The organism is Staphylococcus sp. GW823-FHT05F06 (assembly GCF_058795495.1).
On record NZ_JBXAHW010000023.1, the window covers coordinates 1 to 22,303 of the forward strand.

Annotated in this window: 22 protein-coding genes; 14 read left to right on the forward strand and 8 right to left on the reverse strand. The window is 32.1% G+C overall.

Translation table 11 applies throughout. The features are described from left to right. The first annotated feature begins 263 nt into the window (after positions 1 to 263). The gene (gene isaB / locus AC1Q7N_RS10985; protein ID WP_002469293.1) at positions 264 to 776 is read left to right on the forward strand and encodes an immunodominant staphylococcal antigen IsaB family protein; all 513 of its coding nucleotides are present in this window, start codon (positions 264 to 266) and stop codon (positions 774 to 776) included. 164 nt (positions 777 to 940) lie between these two features. On the opposite strand, the gene AC1Q7N_RS10990 is transcribed toward isaB, so the two are convergent. After that, positions 941 to 2,533: a BCCT family transporter gene (locus AC1Q7N_RS10990; protein WP_002495210.1), complete on the reverse strand. Its 1,593-nt coding sequence runs from the start codon at positions 2,531 to 2,533 to the stop codon at positions 941 to 943. A 180-nt stretch (positions 2,534 to 2,713) separates the two neighbouring features. On the opposite strand from AC1Q7N_RS10990, the gene AC1Q7N_RS10995 reads away from it, so the two are divergent. Then, positions 2,714 to 3,274 (forward strand): tubby C-terminal domain-like protein, encoded by a 561-nt coding sequence (locus tag AC1Q7N_RS10995; protein ID WP_002468600.1) that lies wholly within the window; start codon positions 2,714 to 2,716, stop codon positions 3,272 to 3,274. Positions 3,275 to 3,306: 32 nt separating this feature from the next. Here the strand turns inward: AC1Q7N_RS10995 and pcp are convergent, their stop codons facing one another. Both pcp and trhO read right to left on the reverse strand, forming a co-directional pair. After that, positions 3,307 to 3,945 carry a pyroglutamyl-peptidase I gene (gene pcp / locus AC1Q7N_RS11000; RefSeq protein WP_002468596.1) on the reverse strand — a complete coding sequence of 213 codons (639 nt, stop codon included), beginning with the start codon at positions 3,943 to 3,945 and terminating at the stop codon, positions 3,307 to 3,309. 193 nt (positions 3,946 to 4,138) lie between these two features. Further along, positions 4,139 to 5,101: an oxygen-dependent tRNA uridine(34) hydroxylase TrhO gene (gene trhO / locus AC1Q7N_RS11005; RefSeq protein WP_002469248.1), complete on the reverse strand. Its 963-nt coding sequence runs from the start codon at positions 5,099 to 5,101 to the stop codon at positions 4,139 to 4,141. A 281-nt stretch (positions 5,102 to 5,382) separates the two neighbouring features. On the opposite strand from trhO, the gene AC1Q7N_RS11010 reads away from it, so the two are divergent. Then, entirely contained in the window at positions 5,383 to 6,360 is a 978-nt protein-coding gene (locus AC1Q7N_RS11010; protein ID WP_001829433.1) for an SMP-30/gluconolactonase/LRE family protein, read from the forward strand. Positions 6,361 to 6,619: 259 nt separating this feature from the next. On the opposite strand, the gene AC1Q7N_RS11015 is transcribed toward AC1Q7N_RS11010, so the two are convergent. Both AC1Q7N_RS11015 and lqo read right to left on the reverse strand, forming a co-directional pair. Further along, positions 6,620 to 7,135 carry a YceI family protein gene (locus AC1Q7N_RS11015; protein ID WP_001829423.1) on the reverse strand — a complete coding sequence of 172 codons (516 nt, stop codon included), beginning with the start codon at positions 7,133 to 7,135 and terminating at the stop codon, positions 6,620 to 6,622. 1,217 nt (positions 7,136 to 8,352) lie between these two features. Continuing rightward, positions 8,353 to 9,849: an L-lactate dehydrogenase (quinone) gene (gene lqo / locus AC1Q7N_RS11020; RefSeq protein WP_001829441.1), complete on the reverse strand. Its 1,497-nt coding sequence runs from the start codon at positions 9,847 to 9,849 to the stop codon at positions 8,353 to 8,355. A gap of 351 nt (positions 9,850 to 10,200) precedes the next feature. Here lqo and AC1Q7N_RS11025 point away from each other — a divergent pair, with 351 nt between their 5' ends. Further along, positions 10,201 to 10,719, forward strand: a complete 519-nt coding sequence (locus tag AC1Q7N_RS11025) for a GNAT family N-acetyltransferase (protein WP_001829416.1) — start codon at positions 10,201 to 10,203, stop codon at positions 10,717 to 10,719. Positions 10,720 to 10,862: 143 nt separating this feature from the next. Here AC1Q7N_RS11025 and AC1Q7N_RS11030 read toward each other — a convergent pair whose 3' ends face one another. Both AC1Q7N_RS11030 and AC1Q7N_RS11035 read right to left on the reverse strand, forming a co-directional pair. Next, the gene (locus tag AC1Q7N_RS11030) at positions 10,863 to 11,270 is read right to left on the reverse strand and encodes a YjdF family protein (RefSeq protein WP_001829438.1); all 408 of its coding nucleotides are present in this window, start codon (positions 11,268 to 11,270) and stop codon (positions 10,863 to 10,865) included. Positions 11,271 to 11,432: 162 nt separating this feature from the next. Continuing rightward, positions 11,433 to 11,843: an Lrp/AsnC family transcriptional regulator gene (locus tag AC1Q7N_RS11035; protein ID WP_001829421.1), complete on the reverse strand. Its 411-nt coding sequence runs from the start codon at positions 11,841 to 11,843 to the stop codon at positions 11,433 to 11,435. 102 nt (positions 11,844 to 11,945) lie between these two features. Here AC1Q7N_RS11035 and AC1Q7N_RS11040 point away from each other — a divergent pair, with 102 nt between their 5' ends. The 9 genes from AC1Q7N_RS11040 to hisIE all read left to right on the forward strand — a co-directional run bounded on the left by AC1Q7N_RS11040 (position 11,946) and on the right by hisIE (position 18,640). Further along, positions 11,946 to 12,362: a carboxymuconolactone decarboxylase family protein gene (locus AC1Q7N_RS11040; protein WP_001829440.1), complete on the forward strand. Its 417-nt coding sequence runs from the start codon at positions 11,946 to 11,948 to the stop codon at positions 12,360 to 12,362. Positions 12,363 to 12,598: 236 nt separating this feature from the next. Then, the gene (locus AC1Q7N_RS11045; RefSeq protein WP_001829417.1) at positions 12,599 to 13,411 is read left to right on the forward strand and encodes an ATP phosphoribosyltransferase regulatory subunit; all 813 of its coding nucleotides are present in this window, start codon (positions 12,599 to 12,601) and stop codon (positions 13,409 to 13,411) included. Positions 13,412 to 13,435: 24 nt separating this feature from the next. Continuing rightward, complete coding sequence (hisG, locus tag AC1Q7N_RS11050; RefSeq protein ID WP_001829424.1) at positions 13,436 to 14,050, forward strand: ATP phosphoribosyltransferase; 615 nt, start codon at positions 13,436 to 13,438, stop codon at positions 14,048 to 14,050. Beyond that, positions 14,043 to 15,287 (forward strand): histidinol dehydrogenase, encoded by a 1,245-nt coding sequence (hisD, locus tag AC1Q7N_RS11055; protein ID WP_001829419.1) that lies wholly within the window; start codon positions 14,043 to 14,045, stop codon positions 15,285 to 15,287. The genes hisG and hisD overlap by 8 nt, the downstream gene beginning before the upstream one ends. Before the next feature lie 115 nt (positions 15,288 to 15,402). After that, on the forward strand, positions 15,403 to 15,981 hold the full coding sequence (gene hisB, locus AC1Q7N_RS11060; protein WP_002437839.1) for an imidazoleglycerol-phosphate dehydratase HisB: 579 nt from the start codon (positions 15,403 to 15,405) through the stop codon (positions 15,979 to 15,981). Then, the gene (gene hisH / locus AC1Q7N_RS11065; protein ID WP_001829439.1) at positions 15,978 to 16,556 is read left to right on the forward strand and encodes an imidazole glycerol phosphate synthase subunit HisH; all 579 of its coding nucleotides are present in this window, start codon (positions 15,978 to 15,980) and stop codon (positions 16,554 to 16,556) included. The genes hisB and hisH overlap by 4 nt, the downstream gene beginning before the upstream one ends. Then, the gene (hisA, locus tag AC1Q7N_RS11070; protein WP_001829444.1) at positions 16,549 to 17,253 is read left to right on the forward strand and encodes a 1-(5-phosphoribosyl)-5-((5-phosphoribosylamino)methylideneamino)imidazole-4-carboxamide isomerase; all 705 of its coding nucleotides are present in this window, start codon (positions 16,549 to 16,551) and stop codon (positions 17,251 to 17,253) included. Before hisH ends, hisA begins: the two co-directional genes overlap by 8 nt. Beyond that, entirely contained in the window at positions 17,250 to 18,008 is a 759-nt protein-coding gene (gene hisF, locus AC1Q7N_RS11075; protein ID WP_001829431.1) for an imidazole glycerol phosphate synthase subunit HisF, read from the forward strand. The genes hisA and hisF overlap by 4 nt, the downstream gene beginning before the upstream one ends. Further along, entirely contained in the window at positions 18,005 to 18,640 is a 636-nt protein-coding gene (hisIE, locus tag AC1Q7N_RS11080) for a bifunctional phosphoribosyl-AMP cyclohydrolase/phosphoribosyl-ATP diphosphatase HisIE (protein WP_001829420.1), read from the forward strand. Before hisF ends, hisIE begins: the two co-directional genes overlap by 4 nt. A gap of 108 nt (positions 18,641 to 18,748) precedes the next feature. Here hisIE and AC1Q7N_RS11085 read toward each other — a convergent pair whose 3' ends face one another. Then, a complete protein-coding gene (locus AC1Q7N_RS11085; protein ID WP_001829426.1) occupies positions 18,749 to 19,534 on the reverse strand; it encodes an arylamine N-acetyltransferase family protein in 786 nt (261 codons plus the stop codon). Positions 19,535 to 19,934: 400 nt separating this feature from the next. On the opposite strand from AC1Q7N_RS11085, the gene gehC reads away from it, so the two are divergent. Further along, positions 19,935 to 22,001 carry a YSIRK domain-containing triacylglycerol lipase GehC gene (gene gehC, locus AC1Q7N_RS11090; RefSeq protein ID WP_001829425.1) on the forward strand — a complete coding sequence of 689 codons (2,067 nt, stop codon included), beginning with the start codon at positions 19,935 to 19,937 and terminating at the stop codon, positions 21,999 to 22,001. The last annotated feature ends 302 nt before the right edge of the window (positions 22,002 to 22,303 follow it).

The window sequence follows — 22,303 nt, forward strand, 5'->3', positions numbered from 1 at the left end:
CTCAACGAGCTGAAAATAATCAAAAAAATTATAAAAAAGACAATTTCTATATTATTTCAATAGAAATTGTCTTTTTTTACTTATCTTGAACCTTTTTGTCCCAGCTTCGCTCTCATTCAATTTCAAAATAAAGATTGATAGAGCACCGATAAAAACCATTAAGAGATTTTTTACCTATTAATAGATAGTTGTAATAATTAATGGAATATTATATGTTGAGTGTAGCAACACATTATTATTTTATATTAGGAGTGTGATACATTATGAAAAGGTTTGCAAAAGCATTTGTCGTAAGTGGTATTACTTTAGGTGCAGTTTTAGGTTTAAACGTAACAGAGCATAATGGTGTATCTAATGAAGCAAAGGCACAAACAGCACACAGTTACTGGTATAAATATAATGGTTATACTGCATCGGGTGGCGACTTTGTACTTAGCAATTCATTTTATCAAGGTTTAAAAGCTGGAAACGTTACATTTAATGGTATTAAGGTAAATCAAAAATATGAATCTAAGACTGCTACTAAAAAAATATACGATCAGACATTTCAACAAATTAATGGAAATAAAGCAAACAACGTACAATTTAAAATTGCTTCCAGAACTGTTACTTTAGATCAAGTTAAACAAAAGTATGGAAAAAATTATAATTATCAGCCGTCATTATCTAAAAACAAAACAAGTAAGACAGATGGCTTGTACGGTTATCAAGTCGGAAAAGGAAACATCGTTTTCCACGTTAAAGATGGGTATGTCACAAGTGCTACATTGTCATAAATGATTATATATAGCAAATTAAAAAACGAGAATATTATTTTAAAACATAGATAAACGGGAGTGGGACAACGAATTCAATATGAATTCTGTCCCGCTCCCGTTGCGTCATAGTTCAAAAGAATAATAAAGAAAATGAATAATAGCATTACTTAATTAAAGATGTGTTACTTGTTATCTTGTTCGTCCTGTTTTTCACGCTCTTCTAATGAAATAGAGTAATCTTTTTCATCATCAATTGATGTCATTTTAAAATGATGGATGGGTTCTCTTTTTAAAGCCCTCATGAGTGAGAATATCATTAATAATAAAATGATAGAGAATGGTAGACCTGTAATAACTGATGCAGTTTGTAAACTTTTAAGACCACCTGCAATTGTCATAGCAACTGAAATCGCCCCAATAAGTAGACCCCATAGGACTTTATGTTTTAAAGTTGGATTGATAGAACCACCTGTAGCCATACCTGCAACAATATGCGTAGTTGAATCAGCACTTGTTACAATAAAGATGAAAATAAGTACAATAGCTAAGGAACTAGTGACTTCCGACAATGGAAAATGTGATAATAATTCAAACAAGGCAACAGTATAATCTTTATCTACAATATGAACAAGCTTGTCGTTATGATTTAAAGCAAGTTTAATAGCTGTACCTCCAAAACCTGCAATCCATGTAAACGAAATTAGAGGAGGAATAATGAGTACACCTACGACAAATTCTCTAATTGTACGTCCTCGAGATACTCTTGCTACAAAGCCCCCAATAAAAGGGGACCAAGAAATAACCCAAGCCCAATAGAAAACAGTCCACTGTTGAATCCAACTATCATCTCCTGAGTATGGATTTACGCGTAAACTATATTCTATAAAATGCTGCAAATAATCAGAAATTGCTAGTGTGTATGATTCTAAAATAAATTTTAAATCTCCAAAAATCAAAATAAATATAAGTAAAATAGCACCTAATAAAATATTTAAATTACTTAACCATTTTACACCGTGATTTAAGCCAGTTAATGAAGATCCTAAAAATATGGCTACCATCAAAATAGTAATTAAGATTTTAGTGAAATTATTATTAGGAACATCAAAGAGATGGTTTAATCCACCACCGATTTGCATAATTCCCAAACCAATCGACGTAGCAATTCCCATGACGGTTGCGATAATAGCTAATATATCAATAATATTCCTGAAAGGACGTTTATAAGCTTCACCAAAAACGGGTTCCATAGCTGTTGAAATAAGCCCGTTACGTTGTTTTCTAAATTGAAAGTATGCAACGATTAATCCTGAAATTGCAAATATTGACCATTGTGAAATACCCCAATGGAAGAATGTATATCCCATCGCAACACGTGCTGATTCTTCAGAGTGATCTGCAATTTTTCCAGGGAAGGGTGAATGGAGATAATGCGTTAAAGGTTCTGCAACACCCCAAAAGACTATACCGACGCCAAGACCTGCTGAAAATAACATGCCAATCCAAGATAGCATGGAAAATTCTGGTTCTTCTTCATCCGAACCAAGTTTAAATCGACCATATCTAGAAAAAGCTAAGAATATTAAAAATACATCTAAAATAAAGACAATGATAAGGAATAGCCAACCAAACCAATTTGTAATCCAATCATAAACGCTCTGCGCATACATCCCAAATGCTTTAGGAAAGATACCCGCAATAAGAGTAATAACAACAATAATTAAAACAGAGATAGTATAAACAAGCGTATTGTTTATTTTTCGTTTGTTTTTCATTTTAATATTTTTATTCATCCCTTTTTAACTTGCAAAGTATTTGTTTAAAGTATACAGATAATTAGAAATATTTTCAAAAATACTTTTTGGATTTAAAATGATTTTATAATAAAGAGATTTTGATTTAGAGAAGTCTGTTGTATATGATAAAAGTATGATATTAACGAGATGGGTGACAAAATGTATAAATATTTAAAAAGAAATCGATTCTCAACGCAGACTTCAATTATAAAAAATGACGCTCAGCAACCTGTTGGTATGATATCGAAAGTGTATAAAAATTTTATTCAAAAATGTATTGGTTATTTGACCTTAGGTTTAAAATTAAATCAATATGAGATATGTGATGTGAATAATAATAGTGTAGCTTATATTAAGGTATCGCGATATATGGAGAAAAAACATTTTAAAGTTGAATATCATGATTCAAAAGGTAGGCAGTGTGAAGCGTTATTTGATAAGCAAAGTAATGGTTATGAGGAGACGTATGGAATATTAAAAATTGACGGTATAATATTAAATATTCATGCTAATGAGAAACATCATACTACTATCAAAGATATAAAGCGAGATACACAAATTGCGAGTTGGAAACAAATTGGTGATTATGCTTATGCAGAAGGGAATGATGGGCTATTTAAAGAACATCAATTACTCTATATTCTTATCATGCACGCTTTTGCTAATACATATGTGAGCAAACGTCAAACGAGCTTGATGTTCCCAGGGCCACCTGTTTAAAGTACATACAGAATGATTAGTGAACTAAGAGACTATTGGATTTCTCCTAATGCGATCTTGTTATCTTCAACGAAGTCGATAGCTTTGATTGCTTCAGTTAATCCTTTTACGATATCTTCAACGGACATTGAAGATTGTTGAGAATGATTGATTGTTTGTTCAGGAATCAAAGGCACGTGTATAAATCCAAATAATAAGTCAGGGTAAAAATGGTCTGCCATATATCCGAGTTGATATAAGATATGATTACATACAAATGTTCCAGCGGAATTAGATAGTCTGCTAGGAAGACCAGCCTTTTGAATTGCCATTGTCATTCTTTTGATAGGTAAATTAGAAAAATAAGCAGGTGCGCCATCGTGACGTATAACTTGATCAATAGGTTGGTGTCCTTGATTATCTTTAATGCGTGCGTCATCTATATTTATACCTACACGCTCAGGAGTGATTTCACTACGACCACCTGCTTGTCCGATAGCTAGAGCAACATCATAATTTTTAGATTTTAACACTTTAGCAATCATATCCGCAGAGTCATGAAATACTGTAGGAAGTATCAATCGATCAATTTTATGACAGCCAATTTTAGTTTCCAAATGGCTAACAGCCTCTAGTGCAGAATTAATTTTTTCATCTCCAAATGGTTCAAATGCTGTGACTAATATTTCCATGCAAACACTCCTTAAGTAGACTTATTATATTATTTATTTTAAAACTATCAGTGATATAAATGATATCAACATATGCCATTTTGCGTATTCTTTATGTCAAAAAACAGGGTTAAAAGTTATTATAGATATTTAAATCATATAAAATACGCCTTTATATGTGAAATGTTAAACTCACAATAAAGGCGTGTTTGAATTATGCATGTGTGTGTTCAGGCACATCTTTGAAATTATTTAAACGACGTTGCCATTCTTCATTGCTAATATGATGACGGGCAACGTAGCGATTGCGCTCATGTTTTGCACAATCATACGAACATGCACCTAAATATTTTTCTTCATTTTCTTCAGAAACAAGAATTTGTTTATTACATTCAGGGTTTGCACAATTAATATAACGTTCACAAGGTGTACCATCAAAATGCTCTTTGCCGATGACTGTTTTATCAATTTGATTCACATCGACACTAATACGTTCATCAAATACATACATCTTACCATCCCAATATAGCCCTTTAGTTTCAGGGTCTTTACCGTATGTAGCAATACCACCATGCAACTGACCTACGTTTTCAAATCCTTCTTTTACTAACCAACCAGAAAATTTTTCACAACGAATGCCACCTGTACAATATGTGACAATATTTTTTCCGTCGAGTTGTTCTTTATTATTACGCACCCATTCAGGTAAGTCACGGAATCGTGTTATATCAGGACGAATAGCTCCACGGAAATGTCCTAAATCGTATTCATAATCATTTCGAGCATCTAATATAACAGTATTTTCATCTTCTAGTGCGGCTTTAAATTCTTTAGGAGAATAGTATTTACCGGTAATTTCACGTGGATTAATATCTTCTTCTAAGTCAAGTGCAACAATTTCACGTCTTGGACGCACGTGCATCTTTTTAAACGCATGACTTTCAGCTTCATCAATTTTAAAAGTTAAATCAGCAAAACGACTATCTGCATGCATATGCTCTATATATTTATCAGTATCTTCTTTTGTTCCAGATAATGTTCCATTAATGCCTTCCGTTGAAACTAGTATTCTTCCTTTTAAATGATGTTCCTTACAAAATTTCAAATGTTCGGCTGCAAAAGTTTCAGGGTCATCTATAGTTACATATTTATAATAAAGTAGTACTCTATAATCCATAAATCTGTGCTCCTCTTTAGTCAATTTTAGTTAATTTAAAAGTATTTGAAGTTATATAAAAAAATGATAGTGATTGAAGTTTAAAAATTAGACATTTTAATATTGTATCAAAATGAGAATTACTTTCAATAAGATAGCCTATAAATCCTTCATTTGACCGATATAAGATGTGGTGGTTTTCATATATGAATAAAAGTGTAGTCGTGTAGCTATAATGACATTTAATATAAAATTTTATAAAATGAGAATAAAGTCACTGAATAAAGAGAGGGATTCAATCGATGGCAAATCAAAAATTACCAACATTAAAATATACTGGTAAATCAGAAAGTGCAGTGCCAATTGTGTCAGAAAGTGAATTGCAAACGGTAACAGCAGAGCCGTGGGTGAAAATTTCAGATAAAGGGTTACAACTAGAAGGACTTAATTTTAATCGCGAAGGTCAGTTATTCTTATTAGACGTGTTTGAAGGGAATATTTTTAAAGTTAATCCCGCAACAAAAGAGGTTACAACAAAATTTCAGTCTGTTAAAGATAATCCGGCAGCGATTAAAGTACATAAAGATGGTCGTTTATTTATCTGTTATCTAGGTGATTTTAAGACAACTGGAGGCATATTTGCGACAACAGAAAAAGGTGAACAAATAGAAGAAATTATTTCTGATTTAAATACAGAATATTGTATTGATGACATGGTTTTTGACAGTAAAGGCGGATTTTATTTCACGGATTTTAGAGGGTATTCTACACAACCTTTGGGCGGTGTTTACTATGTAGATCCAGACTTTAAGACGGTTACGCCAATTATTCAAAATATTTCTGTGGCGAATGGTATTGCTTTAAGTACGGATGAAAAAGTGCTATGGGTAACTGAAACTACAACTAATCGACTTCACCGAATCGCATTAGAGAATGATGGTGTGACTATTGCACCATTTGGAGCGACAATACCATATTATTTTACAGGTCATGAAGGACCGGATTCTTGTTGTATTGATAGTGATGATAATTTATATGTAGCTATGTATGGCCAAGGACGTGTATTAGTTTTCAATAAGAGAGGTTATCCTATAGGTCAAATTTTAATGCCAGGACGTGATGATGGAAAGATGTTACGTACAACACATCCACAATTTATACCTGGTACAAATCAACTTATAATTTGTACTAATGATATTGAAAACCATTCTGAAGGTGGATCTATGCTTTATACAGTTAATGGTTTTGCTAAAGGATATGAGAGTTATCAATTTCAATAAACTCTTGAAAAAGCGTATAGAATAAGTTGTTATGTATAAATAAAAGAAGTAGAACAAAGGTTGAATAAAACTTTATGTTCCTCACTCGTATAGCTTAATTTGAAAATTTGATACAACTCATTGTATTTTCTATTAATGCAACGATTGCCATAAATAAATATGCCTGAGACATTTAATGTGTCCCAGGCATTTATAATATGTGTTCTTGTATTTTACTGTTAAAGATAAAAGCTTAAGAAAATTTTCTATAACAAATCGTTTAATTGTCGATGCTAAATTCTGCTGATGCTTCAAATTTTACGTTTTTACCTAACATCACGCCACCAGTTTCTAAAGCTTGGTTAAAATTAATACCATATTTTTCGCGGTTAATTGTTCCACTAACGATAAAACCAGTGACTTGCTGTCCATTCATTGGATTTTTACTTACACCATTAAATTCAACATCAAATGTCTCTTCATGAGTTTCACCTTTAATTGTCAAATCTCCAACTACTTGATTTTCGTTAATTTCTTTAGTTACAAATGTCATTTTATCGTTGTCTTCTGTACCAAAGAAATCGTTTGATCTTAAATGGTTGTCTCTGTCCTCATTTTGAGTGTCAATTGAACTTGGAATAATAGTAGCTGTTGCTTTTAGTGAAGTTAAATCATTAATATCTCCATCTAATTGAACATCGAATTGCTTAAATGTTCCTTTTACTTGGGACACCATAAGATGTTTAATTTTAAACTGAATATCACTGTGAACTTGATCAAAGTTAAATTTTGTCATTATTATAACCCCTTCTCTCTTTATTACAATAATTACGTTTCTTGTACTTGTTATTCTAGATACAGTAAGATGACTTATCAATTTTTTTGCTCTCATTAAATTAACGGGTTTTTAAACTTTTTTAGTGTGTCTATATTACTATATTCTTTAAAAAGAAATGAAGTATACATAAGAGAATGATGATATTTGACAATCAAGAGTAAATATATCTTCCAGAAAAATGTTGTGAAATTTCACATAAATATAAAAAAGAACATGTGATTGTTGATTTGAGGTTGCTCATAGTGAGGATTATTGAATTATAAACTAAAAATATTTCATTTAATACTGAAGTAAAATAACGTATGTCTAAAAAAATAATTAAACACATACATTTTCATTTGACATTGCAATTAGAAGAAAGTAACATAACATTAAATCGTAATTTTTACGATTTAAGAATGATATAGAGATGATGGTTGGATGAATATAAGATGGACATATCCGTCCCTGTCTATTTTATTTGAAGTGCAAACAAAGTGAAAATTCTTCAATACCTCATATAATACATCAATTGACCATCATCTATTATATTGTTCTTTTTATGTTTAGTTTCCTTTTATTTCTAACTCTTTTTATTTTCACTCGTCTTAGGACGGGTGTTTTTTATAGTAGAGTTATGAAATTGTTCAAGGTTCCGTTCGATTATATTCTGAAATTAAATCAATTCATAGACTTCTTCGTATCTATGATGACTTGCAACATGGAATTTTAAATGGCCTTTAGTACAATGAACATATTTATATAAAGAGTAAAGGAGTTAAACTACGTTTTTAAAAATGTATAATGAGATGATATTTAAGTTTGTTTTTATATAAAGAGAGATAAACTTATTTTTTATATAGAAACGGTGTTTATAAAAAATAAATTGTGACGGAATCGTGTGATTAGTTATTTTAAATCATTGAGTTTAAAAAAGGACAATTTATAAATTTTGCTGTATCGCTGATTTGTTAGATACATACTGTGACAGATACTTAATTCGCTAAGAAAGAATATAAAAAATCCTCCAACGAAGTTGGCTCGACTTCGTTGGAGGTATCAGGGGTAGGGGTTAATTTTGTTTCTAAATTTATTTACTCTAATTTAATATTAATTAAGGTTTTGAGTATAGGGAGAAATATTTTATACTTATTTATTTTCTCTTCATCATTTTTATATTTTACAGGGAAAGTATTTTATTTAGATTCGTAATAATTTAATTCTAAATCTTTAGATGTTTGTTTACGAGTTGCTCTCATTAACTTAACATCATCGATAAGAGATTTACCATATGATGGAATCATTTTTTGTAATTTTGGAGTCCAATCTTTTTCATACTCAGCAAAGTTTTTCTCTAAAACTTCTAGGGCTACTGATACTGAAGTTGATGCTCCAGGTGATTCACCCAATAGTGCGATAACAGAGTGGTCTTTAGAGTTAACAACTTCTGTACCAAATTGAATGAATCCTTTACCGTGTTCTTTAGTATCTTTGATAACTTGAACACGTTTACCTGCAGTGTATAATTGCCAATCTTCGTCACGAGCTTCAGGGTAGAACGTGCGTAGATGGTTCATACAACCTTCTTTAGTCATTAATACTTGGTCGATAGAGTATTTGATTAAAGGTAAGTTTTTAACTGCAGATGCTAGTAATGTTGTGATGTTATAAGGTTTAACTGATTTGAATAAGTCTAAGTTAGAACCGTTTCTTAAGAATTTAGGGCCAATATTTGCAAATGGTCCAAATAATAATGTTCTTTCACCTTCGATATAACGTGTATCTAAGTGTGGTACAGTCATTGGAGGTGTGCCTGGTGGTTCTTTACCATATACTTTGACGTCATGTTCATTAATTACATCAGGGTTTGTACAAATTAAGAACTGACCACTGATAGGGAATCCACCAAGATGTTTACTTTCTGGGATACCAGTTTTTTGTAATAGTGGAATAGCGCCACCGCCTGCACCGATAAATACATAATCAGCTAGAACAGTTTCAACGTCTCCAGAATTACGGTTTTTAACTTTAACTTCCCAAGTACCGTCTTTACGACGATTGAAATTAATTACTTCGTGGTTGTATTGAACATCAGCATTTGGATGTTTTTCAATACTTTTTGCCATTTTACGAGTTAATTCACCGTAGTTAACATCTGTACCTTCGTCAATTTTACTAGCCGCCATGATTTCGTTACCAGTACGACCTGTCATCATTAATGGCATCCATTTTCTCATTTCTTCGATATCTTCTGTATATTCGATGTTATCGAACATAGGGAAGTTACGCATTGCTTCGTAACGGTTTTTTAAGAATTTAACGTTATTTTTACCTCTTACGAAACTAATGTGAGGAAGTGGATTAATGAAATCTCTAGGATTACTGATGTTACCACTTTTTACTAAGTGACCCCAGAATTGTTTTGAAATCTCGAATTGTTCGTTGATTTCTTTGGCTTTTTCTATATCAATTGAACCATCAGGTTGTTGTACTGTATAGTTCAATTCACATAACGCCGCATGTCCTGTACCGGCATTGTTTCTTTCGTTAGAACTTTCAATACCTGGACGATCTAAGCGTTCATAGAGTTTGATGTTCCAATCAGGTTCTAATTCTTTAATCATAGAACCAAATGTCGTACTTAAGACACCAGCGCCAATAATAACAACATTTTTTGACTCTTTATTAGCCATTTTTTTGCTCACCTTTCTTTGGTTTAAGAATTCGTGCAAAAATAATTAAATTATTGCGCTGATTCCTATTATAAGACGATAGGCTATATAACAAAAATACATATTTATAATACTACCTATTCCATTTTGTAATATTTTAGACACAATATGATCATTGATTAGACACATTTACTAGTGAATAAGTATAAATATAAGGTGAACTATAGTGTCAAAATTGAATGTTATGTGAAATTTTTTGGTGAGACTGACGTAAGTCTAAATACAATATATACTCTTCTCAATAGTGAAAAGAGTGCGTAAACAATATTAAGTTATCTACAATTGAATAATTTATTGGAAAGAGGGATGTAGATGTTAGAAACACATAGATTAAAGCTAGTGAAGCCTAATTTGAGTTATACAGATGAACTTTATCAATTGCATACAAATAAGGTAGCTACAAAGTATACACCTAAAGGTATTCATCAGAATAAAGTAGCAACCCAAGATTTTATTAAAGGATGGATGAGGCATTGGGATGAATATCAATTTGGTTACTTCATTTTAATTATGAGAGATAATCACGAAGTAGTGGGAATAGCGGGATTTGAGTATCGTACAATTCATCAACAACAGTTTCTTAATGCGTATTATAGAATCTTTCCATCGTATACTGGTGTTGGTTTAGCTTTTGAGTCAATGGAGGAGATTGCCCGTCATTTAAAAAAGCATGATACCATAACACCAAAATTAATTCGAACAAATCAATATAATACAAATTCTATTAAATTAGCACAAAAACTTGGATATAATTATGATGCTAACTGGGACGATGTAATTAATAAAGGAGATCGTTGTTTTTTTAATCTACAAACGTTGGATAATAACTAAAAGTACAATGAATTCGTAGTTTTTATGAGTAATTAAAAATGAAGGAATGATTAACTTCAAATTGGTAGATTTAAGTTATCTATATTAATTTGAAAAAGTTTTGAGTCTGCCACATTTAATATATGTGGCAGACTCAATTAAAATTAGTGACCTTTGTGCTTTTCATGTGCTTTTTTTCTTTTTAACATTCTTTTGTATTGTCTGTGTCGTTCTTTTTCTAAACGCTGAAGTTTTTTACTCTTTAGCTTATTCAATTCTTGTTCTTCTTTAATCGCTTGTTGAGCAAATGTAGTTAAATTGGTCTCTTTTTGTTCTTTAGCGATTTTACGTTGTAAACGTTTTGGATTAATCTTTTTATGCTTTTGAATAGGTTTCTTCTTGCCATGTGTTTGATTTAATAAAGGAATAAGTTTAAAAGTTATGAATCGTAACACTGTTTCATCGCTAGGTTCATTGCCAAATGTAACTTTTAGATATTTATGAATGAAGCCTTCTTGGTATTCCACGACACCTACAAAAAATTGACCATCATGAAAAATAGATAATTTCACAGATAAGTCCCTCCTCAATTTAAAATTGAAATGATGGACGACCTGAGGAGGAAGGTTACTGACAAATATAAGTAATTTGCATTGGGACTACCAACCCAATTGTGTTTTTACATTTCTTTATATAGTATTACATAAACGACAATATTGATAAATTATAAAACACTATTTTGTTTCTGAAAATATAAAATGTGTTTTTGTATGACCATAATATTGGATTTCGTTGATGAGTGTTTCGACTTCGCTCATCTTTTTAAAATGCGCTTTAAATATAAAGCAACTATCTCCAGAAATTCTATAGCAAAAATCAACATTGTTTTGAACTGAAATGAATGCTTTGAAATCTTTATATAGGTTATTTTTTATAGTTACTTCTATCAAAACATTAATATCGAAACCTAATGCATCGTAATTAATGTCGATTGTATATCGTTCAATGATTTTCGAATCAATAAGTTTATAGATTCGTTCTCGAACAGAGGGTGTAGATAAATTTACTTCCTTTCCAATTTCAGAAAGCGATAGCTTACTATTTTGCTCAAGTAAGTGTAGGATCTTTTGATTTGTTAGGTCCAATGGGCAAATCTCCTTATTATTAATAAGTAAACTATAAATTTACTTTAATTATAACATTCATCATTGGTGTTTGATTAATTAAAATAAATAAGAGGTGATTAGATGGCTATAATTAACTTATCTCATCGTGGTGATACTTCTTTTGACAAACTTCTCGGACATCTCCCTAGTGTTCAAGAAAAATGGAATGCATTGGAAGATATATTAAAAAATGAGGGGCAATTATCTGTTGATTTAAAAGAAGAAATTAGAAAAATACTAGCTCAAAACAGTGGTTGTCTATACTGCAAATCTAAAGGAAAACCCAATAAGAAATTTACCGATGAAAAATCTATAGTTTGCATAGGTTTTGTTGATGTTTATGTGTCACAAAATGGACGGGTTCCACAATCTACAATACAGGTTTTAACAAAGACATTGACTGATATAGAAATTGTAGAATTGTTAGCATTCGTATCATTTACCCACTGTCAACAAGAATTTGGTGCTATGATGAATTTACAACCTAGTAATAACTGAAAATTTAATACTGATCAATAATATATGCCTCTTGTAAAGTATTAGTTACTTTGCAAGAGGTTTTTATTTTAATTGAAAATTGATAATTAAAGACTTAGAAAGAATTTATTATAAAAGAAAGAATTTTCTGAAAAATACTTGTCAGATAACTTGTAACATGTTAGTGTATTACTACATTTTTACTTTAATGTATTATCGAACTAAAGAATTCAGTGTGAGGGAGGGGCGGCGTAAATATGAACAATACCATCATTTCAATGAAAGAAAAGGAATTACGTTTTTTAAAGTTTTTTCATCAACAAAAGTATAATGTTGTAGATTTTAACTTAATTGAAGAATTGGATTGGCGACGATTGACTCATGAGGATTTGCAACAAATGGATGAAAGAAGCTTTTGGCAACAAAATAAATCTATTTATGCATTAAGAAATGATTTTACCGATCAATTATTCAGATATTATTCGAACTATCCAACACATTTAAAAAAAGTAGCTTATGCAGGGGATATTATCAGAGATAACAGAGTTATAAAGCAAGTCGGCATTGAGAACTACGAGCCACAATTTGATAATATCACTCAAAATTTCTTAGATTTCCAATATTTTATTCAAAACGTACTTCATGATGACATTCAATTTGTCATTTTAGGTCACTATCAATTGATTGATGCACTTTTAGAGAAAAATCATCAAACTAGAGAAGTTATGGAGATGATAGAAGAACGTAATTTATCAGGGCTTATTCAAAAACTAACTTTCAATCATCCCATCATTCAAATTCTTAAAGAGAACACATTAAATCAACTTAAAATACTCTCTCATTATTTACCTGAGCGACACCCTGCAATGGTGGCAATTCAATCTTGGGCACAATGGTTTACTGATCATGGGATTACTGAAATCCACCTTGATGTAACTGCACAAGCGCCTAGATCTTATTACAAAGGTATTTTTATAAAATGTCATCTTAAAAATACTACTCATAGCGTTTTGACAGGTGGATATTATCACGGTTCACTAGAAGGTTTTGGTTTAGGATTAACACTTTAATTATAAAAGGTGAGGTGGAACACCATGTTACGAGTTGCATTAGCAAAGGGTCGTTTATTAAAGAGTTTTATCGAATATTTACAACAAGTTAATCAGATAGATATTGCAACTGTACTTTTAAATAGACAGCGACAGTTATTGCTTACAGTCGACAACATTGAAATGATTTTAGTTAAAGGAAGCGATGTTCCTACTTATGTAGAACAAGGTATTGCTGATGTAGGAATTGTGGGGAGTGATATTCTGAATGGTCAAAAATATAATATTAATAAATTACTCGATTTGCCATTTGGTAAATGTCATTTTGCGTTGGCGGCAAAGCCAGAAACATCTTGCTATAAAAAAGTAGCAACGAGCTATGTACATACAGCTACTCAATTCTTCAATAAAGAAGGTATGGATGTAGAAGTGATTCACCTTAACGGTTCAGTTGAATTGTCATGTGTAGTGGATATGGTTGATGCTATTGTAGATATTGTACAAACTGGTTCTACGCTTACAGCTAACGGGCTCGTTGAGAAAAAGTATATCAGTGAAATTAACGCTAAGTTAATTACAAATAAAGAATCATATTTTAAGCAATCATCTGAAATAGAGAGACTAATCAAGCAGTTGGGAGTGTCTATTAGCTATGCTTAGCGCACAACAATTTTTAAAAGAATTTAATAATGTTGAATCTCTAAATGAATCTTTGTACGAGATAGTGAGTCACATTTGTGAAGAAGTTAAATTACAGGGAGATAAAGCTTTAAAAAATTATAATTTACAATTTGATCAAGTGGAAACTGAGAAGCTTGAATTAGAGCAAAGCCAACTAAAAAATGCATACGACATGCTAGATAATGAAACACGAGATGCATTAGAGCAAAGCTATCAGAGAATTAAAGTGTACCAAGAAAATATTAAGGTAAAACAGGAATCATCTCAACAAACTGAATGTTATGAACGATACCATCCTATCGAACGTGTAGGTATTTACGTGCCGGGAGGTAAGGCTAGCTATCCGTCTACAGTATTAATGACTGCAACACTTGCTCAAGTAGCAGGTGTTAATGAGATTACTGTTGTTACCCCACCTCAAAATAACGGTATATGTCAAGAGGTGTTAGCCGCTTGTTACATTACAGGTGTTCATCATGTTTATCAAGTCGGCGGAGCACAAAGTATTGCAGCGCTAACTTATGGCACGGAAACTATAAAAAAAGTCGACAAAATCGTAGGTCCAGGGAATCAATATGTTGCTTATGCTAAAAAGTTTGTATTCGGTCAAGTAGGCATAGACCAAATCGCAGGACCGACAGAAATAGCCTTGATTATAGACGAAAGTGCTGACTTAGACGCAATCGCTTATGACGTATTTGCACAAGCAGAACATGATGAAATGGCTTGTACTTATGTGATTAGTGAAAATGAAAAGGTACTTAATCAATTGAACACTATAATACAAGAGAAACTTCAGTATGTTGAACGGCAAGATATCATATCACAAAGTATTGCTAACCATCATTATCTAATATTAGCTCAAGATACTGAAGAAGCATGTTTAATTATGAACACGATTGCACCTGAACATGCATCTATTCAAACTCGAGCACCTGAAATGTATATAGATAAAGTTAAATATGTAGGCGCACTTTTTTTAGGTCATTTTTCTCCTGAAGTTATTGGGGACTATATGGCAGGTCCAAGTCATGTACTTCCTACTAATCAAACAGCTAGATTTACAAATGGGCTTTCTGTGAATGACTTTATGACACGACATTCAGTCATTCATTTATCACAAAAAACATTTAACGAAGTGGCAGAATCAGCTGAGCATATTGCACATATAGAATCTTTATTTAATCATGAAAAATCGATTCATGTACGCCGATAAGGATAGGTTATTACGATATCTGTTAATAAAAATGAAAGCGTATGTTCGTTACTCTATTGCTACAGAAGAACAACTTCTTCTACTGGAAAAATAGTGAAGAAATGGAGCGTATGTTATGAACTATCAAATCAAAAGAAACACTGAAGAAACTCAGCTTAATATTTCACTGGCTAATAACGGAACACAATCTCATATTAATACTGGTGTAGGATTTTTAGATCATATGTTAACGCTATTTACTTTTCATAGTGGATTAACTTTATCTATTGAGGCCACTGGAGATACGTATGTTGATGATCATCATATAACTGAAGATATAGGTATAGTTATTGGACAATTACTTCTTGAATTAGTTAAGACTCAACAAAGTTTTACAAGATATGGTTGCTCATATGTACCCATGGATGAAACGCTTGCTCGAACAGTAGTGGACATTAGTGGCCGTCCATATTTCTCATTTAATAGCAAGTTGAGCGCCCAAAAGGTAGGAACTTTTGACACTGAACTAGTTGAAGAATTTTTTAGAGCATTGGTAATTAATGCGCGATTAACCGTTCACATTGACTTATTAAGAGGTGGAAATACACATCATGAGATTGAGGCAATATTTAAATCTTTTGCAAGAGCATTAAAGATTTCTCTTGCACAAAATGAAGATGGACGTATTCCATCGTCTAAAGGAGTAATTGAATGATTGCGATTATTGATTATGGATTGGGAAACATAAGTAACGTTACTCGAGCGATTCAACATTTAGGATATGATGTGATTTTGACATGTAATGATAAAGACGTGCAAAAAGCTGAAGCTATCGTACTTCCAGGTGTTGGACATTTTCAGGATGCGATGCATTCTATAGAAGAAAAAAGCATCAAAGATATGCTTAAAAATATACATGATAAACCGGTAATTGGAATATGTTTAGGTATGCAATTACTCTTTCAACATAGCGCAGAAGGTGACGTTAGTGGATTGGAACTTGTCCCGGGAAATATAGTGCCAATCCAATCATCTCATCCTATTCCTCATTTGGGTTGGAATGAATTAAAGAGTACACATCCCTTACTGCAAAGTGATGTGTATTTTGTTCATTCATATCAAGCAGAAATGTCAGAATATGTCGTAGCTTATGCTGACTATGGTACAAAGATTCCGGGAGTCATTCAATACCGAAATTATATAGGTATCCAGTTTCATCCTGAAAAAAGTGGAACGTATGGATTAGAGATTCTAAATCAAGCGCTTAAAGGAGGGTTTATTAATGATTGATTTATGGCCAGCTATTGATTTGATTAATTCAACAAGTGTTCGATTAACAGAAGGCAAATATGATACAAAAGAAAAAATGGAAAAATCTGTAGAAGACAGTATCCGATTTTATAGTCAATTTAAATGTGTGAAACGTATACATATTGTAGATTTAATTGGGGCTAAAGCAAAAGAGGTAAAAGAATTCGACTACATCCGTTCCTTAAGAAAGGTGACCACTAAGCCTATAGAAGTGGGTGGCGGCATTCGTTCAAAACAAACAATTGAAAATTATATTCATTCAGGAATAGACTATTGTATTGTAGGTACAAAAGGTATCCAAGATATAGAGTGGTTAACACATATGACACATCAATTTCCAAATAAACTCTACTTATCCGTAGATGCTTTTGGAGAGAAAATAAAGATTAATGGATGGAAAGAGGATGCTAAACTCAATTTATTTGATTATGTTGCCAAAATTGAGCATTTACCTTTGGGTGGTGTGATTTATACCGATATTTCGAAAGATGGGAAACTTTCTGGACCTAATTTTGATTTGACAGGTCGTCTCGCACTTTATACATCGTTGCCTGTAATTGCTTCAGGAGGTATTAGACATCAAGAGGACTTGTTTCGATTAGAATCGTTAAATGTTCATGCTGCTATTGTAGGAAAAGCAGCACATCTGGATGAATTCTGGGAGGGATTATCTTGATTAAAAAAAGAGTGATTCCATGTTTAGATGTTAAAGATGGACGCGTCGTAAAGGGTATCCAGTTCCAGTCATTAAGAGATATCGGTAATCCAGTTGATTTGGCTCTTTATTATAATGAAGCCGGTGCAGATGAACTAGTCTTTCTTGATATTTCGAAGACGGAAGCAGGACATGATCTTATGATAGAAGTGATAGAAGCAACGGCAAAACAATTATTTATCCCTTTAACAGTAGGAGGAGGGATTCAAAATTTAGATGATATTACGCAACTATTAAATCACGGAGCAGATAAAATATCACTCAATTCAAGCGCTTTAAAACATCCAGAATTAATTCGACAAGCAAGCGAGAAATTTGGTCGTCAATGTATTTGTATTGCTATTGATAGCTTTTATGATAAAGACAGAAAGGATTATTTCTGTACTACGCACGGTGGTAAAAAATTAACTGATGTCAGGGTATATGATTGGGTACAAGAAGTAGAGCTTTTAGGTGCTGGGGAATTGCTTATAACTAGCATGCATCATGATGGAATGAAACAAGGTTTTGATATTGAACATTTAGCAAAAATTAAACAATTAGTTAATATTCCGATTATTGCCTCTGGGGGTGGAGGAAATGCACAACATTTTGTTGAACTATTTCAACAAACAGATGTTTCGGCAGGTTTAGCGGCAAGTATTTTACATGATCAAGAAACTACAGTGGCAGAAATTAAAGATAAAATGCGTGAAGGAGGTATCCTTGTGAGATGAATAAACTTATAGACTTTTCTAAGGGATTAGTACCGGTAATTTTGCAACATGCACAAACGGATAGCGTATTAATGTTGGGATATATGAATGAAGAAGCTTATCAAAAAACTCTGAAAGAAAAGAAAGTAACCTTCTTCTCTAGATCTAAACAACGTTTATGGACTAAAGGTGAAACTTCTGGTCATTTCCAACACGTTGAGAGTATTCATCTAGATTGTGATCAAGATGCAATCTTAATCAAAGTGATGCCACAAGGTCCTACATGTCACACTGGAAGTCTGAGTTGTTTTAATAGTGAAATTGAATCGCGCTTTAAAATTCAAGCATTAGCACAAACGATTCATCAAAGTGCTAAAAGCAATCAATCTAACTCTTACACTCAATATTTATTAAAGGAAGGTATCGAGAAAATATCCAAGAAATTTGGTGAAGAGGCATTTGAAGTTGTGATAGGTGCGATAAAACATAATCGTGAAGAAGTTATTAATGAAACAGCAGATGTCATGTATCACCTTTTTGTGTTACTACATAGTTTGGATATTCCATTTTCAGAAGTAGAACAGGTACTAGCGCATCGCCATCAAAAAAGAAATAATTTTAAAGGCGAGCGCAAAAAGGTTCAAGAATGGTAAGGTAGTATAATTTAGAATTTTAATTAATCTAATATAGGGAATTTGTTCGATGAATCTTATAAATCAATTATTAAAAATAGGATGAAAGTGAATGACGATTCATCCTATTTATGGTTCAAATGGGATAATTGATACGTTTAAATTAAAATATTTTTTTAAAAAATATTTGTAGTTATTGGTAGTAACGTCATATTTATGTTTAGTACTATCATTGCTTAAAGTTAAAGAATGATAAGTCATTGTTGCACGTCCAAATGATTGTGGTTGTGTAATAAGCAAATGTCGTACAAAAATAGAATGAGGATGATGCTCATTGTAGCTTATTTTATCTTCAAAGTCTTTAATGCTTTGAGATTTTAAATGCGCTTCATAGAGTGTCATCCATTTATTTTGTCTAAGCTTCTGTAAGGCATATTGATTGTCATTAATCCAAACAGCACGGTAAACTCCATTTTTATCATATGTTGGAATGAATTGTGTTTTAGAACCTATCTCGATAATACTTGTAGGTAAATCACCAAATCCAACATCAGTAATATAAAGTGTTCCTTCGATATTAACGTAAAGTGACATATGCGAGCCTTCAGGACTACGTCCACCATTTGGTGTGTGAACTGTTGCCGCAGCACGAGTGACATGGAAGCCTTTATGTTCTAAATACGTAGCAAACAAATGATTTAATTCATAGCAAAAACCGCCACGACGTTGAATAACAATTTTATTGTATAAATCTTTGATATCGATTGAGATAGGAATCTTGTTTTGAACATTAATATTTTCAAATGGCACAGTTATCATAAAGCGTCTTACATAGTAATTTAATGCTTCAAGAGAAGGAGTCGAATAGTATGAATGTTTAATTTTTAGATAAGATTCAAATTTTTGTATATCCATTACTAATCATCCTTTATTTTCATATAAATCCATTATTTTATAGTATATGTAGATAACTATCAATTTCTTTAGATTTAATATTAGTATGATAAATAATTAAATTGCATGTAATTGTTGACAAATTGTGAACATCGATGTAATATATTAATCAAATCAAACCAAAGTAGATAAGTGAATTATTCTTTTATGACCTATTAAAATTATTTTTATAATTTTTATTTTTTTGAACGATAATGGAAGCGCTTACCTTTGGTGGGAAGGAGATAGTTATGGAAGCAATCAAACCCATTTTTAGTAAAATTTTTGGATTTATACCACGTATAATTATTAATATTTTCATCTAACAAATTATCGAGAAAAATTTCATTTTAAAATAAACAAATAGATAGAGGTGCTAATTGTGAAGACAAGACAAAACAAATACAGTATTCGTAAATTTAGCGTAGGTGCATCATCCATTCTGATTGCAGCATTATTATTTATGGGTGGAGGATCAGCTCAGGCAGCTGAGCAACAACAGGATAAGGGAACTGTTGAAAATAGCACAACACAATCTATTGGGGATGGAAATGAAAAGTTAAGTGAACAACAATCAACGCAAAATAAGAATGTTAATGAGAAAAGTAATGTTAATTCTATTACTGAAAATGAAAGCTTACATAACGAAACACCAAAAAACGAGGATTTGATTCAGCAACAAAAAGATTCTCAAAATGACAATAAATCTGAATCTGTAGTTGAACAAAATAAAGAAAATGAAGCATTTGTTCAAAATCATTCCGAAGAGAAACCACAACAAGAACAAGTTGAACTGGAAAAGCATGCTAGTGAAAACAATCAAACTTTACACTCAAAAGCAGCACAGTCCAATGAAGATGTGAAAACTAAACCTTCACAACTCGATAATACAGCTGCCAAACAAGAAGACTCTCAAAAAGAGAATTTGAGTAAACAAGATACACAATCATCTAAAACTACTGATTTACTACGAGTAACAGCTCAAAATCAATCAAAAGATAGCCAATCAACAGAAGAGATAAATAAAGAAGTAAATAACGACACTCAACAAGTGACTGCTAAGAACGATGACGCCAAAGTTGAATCATTTAATTTAAATAGTAAAGAGGAACCCCTTAAAGTTGACAAGCAAGCGAATCCAACTACAGATAAAGATAAATCTTCTAAAAATGATAAAGGGTCTCAAGATGGTCTCGCTAATTTAGAAAGTAATGCTGTTGCTACAACTAATAAACAGTCTAAGCAACAAGTGAGTGAAAAAAATGAGGATCAAACAAATAAATCAGCAAAACAAAAACAATATAAAAATAATGATCCAATTATTTTAGTACATGGTTTCAATGGATTTACAGACGATATCAACCCATCAGTGCTAACGCATTATTGGGGTGGCGATAAAATGAATATTCGCCAAGATTTGGAAGAAAATGGATATGAGGCTTATGAAGCAAGTATAAGTGCATTTGGTAGTAACTATGACCGTGCTGTTGAGTTATACTACTACATCAAAGGTGGACGTGTTGACTATGGTGCAGCACACGCAGCTAAATATGGTCATGAGCGTTACGGTAAAACCTATGAAGGTGTTTATAAAGATTGGAAACCAGGTCAAAAAATACATTTAGTTGGTCATAGTATGGGTGGTCAAACAATTCGTCAATTAGAAGAGCTATTGAGACATGGTAATCCAGAAGAAGTTGAATATCAAAAACAACATGGTGGGGAAATTTCTCCATTATACCAAGGTGGCCACGACAATATGGTGTCATCTATTACAACACTCGGTACACCACATAATGGTACACATGCGTCAGACTTATTAGGTAACGAAGCGATTGTACGCCAACTTGCATATGACGTAGGTAAAATGTATGGTAATAAAGATTCACGTGTAGACTTTGGGTTAGAACACTGGGGATTAAAACAAAAACCAAACGAATCATATATTCAATATGTTAAACGTGTTCAAAATTCAAAACTGTGGAAATCAAAAGATAGTGGTTTACACGATTTAACACGCGATGGCGCAACAGATTTAAACCGAAAAACATCATTAAATCCTAATATTGTATATAAAACTTATACTGGCGAGTCAACACATAAAACATTGGCAGGAAAACAAAAAGCTGATCTTAACATGTTCTTACCATTTACAATTACTGGTAATTTAATTGGAAAAGCTAAAGAGAAAGAATGGAGAGAAAATGATGGACTTGTTTCAGTCATTTCTTCACAACATCCATTTAATCAAAAATATGTTGAAGCTACAGATAAAAATCAAAAAGGTGTATGGCAAGTAACTCCAACAAAACATGACTGGGATCATGTAGACTTTGTAGGCCAAGACAGTACAGATACAAAACGTACTAGAGATGAATTGCAACAGTTCTGGCATGGTCTTGCTGAAGATTTAGTACAAAGTGAACAATTAACATCAACAAATAAATAAAATGATATAAGGTATAAACCTAACGTAATTTTATATAGATAGGAGTGAGATACATGACAGGTGATTTCTTTCAATTATTAGGCTCTTTATACAGAGTATTAAAAAATTTATTTTCATAATGTGAAACTATAGTAAGTTAAAATCCCTTATTCAAGCACATACATAAGCCATAGCTTGAATAATGGATATTTATGATGTTCAATTGAATCATCCTAGCTAATATACAAAACATACTAAGATTAGCTATGAAGAAATCTATGACGATAGATTTTTTCATAGCTATTTTTTATAGTTATAGAGAG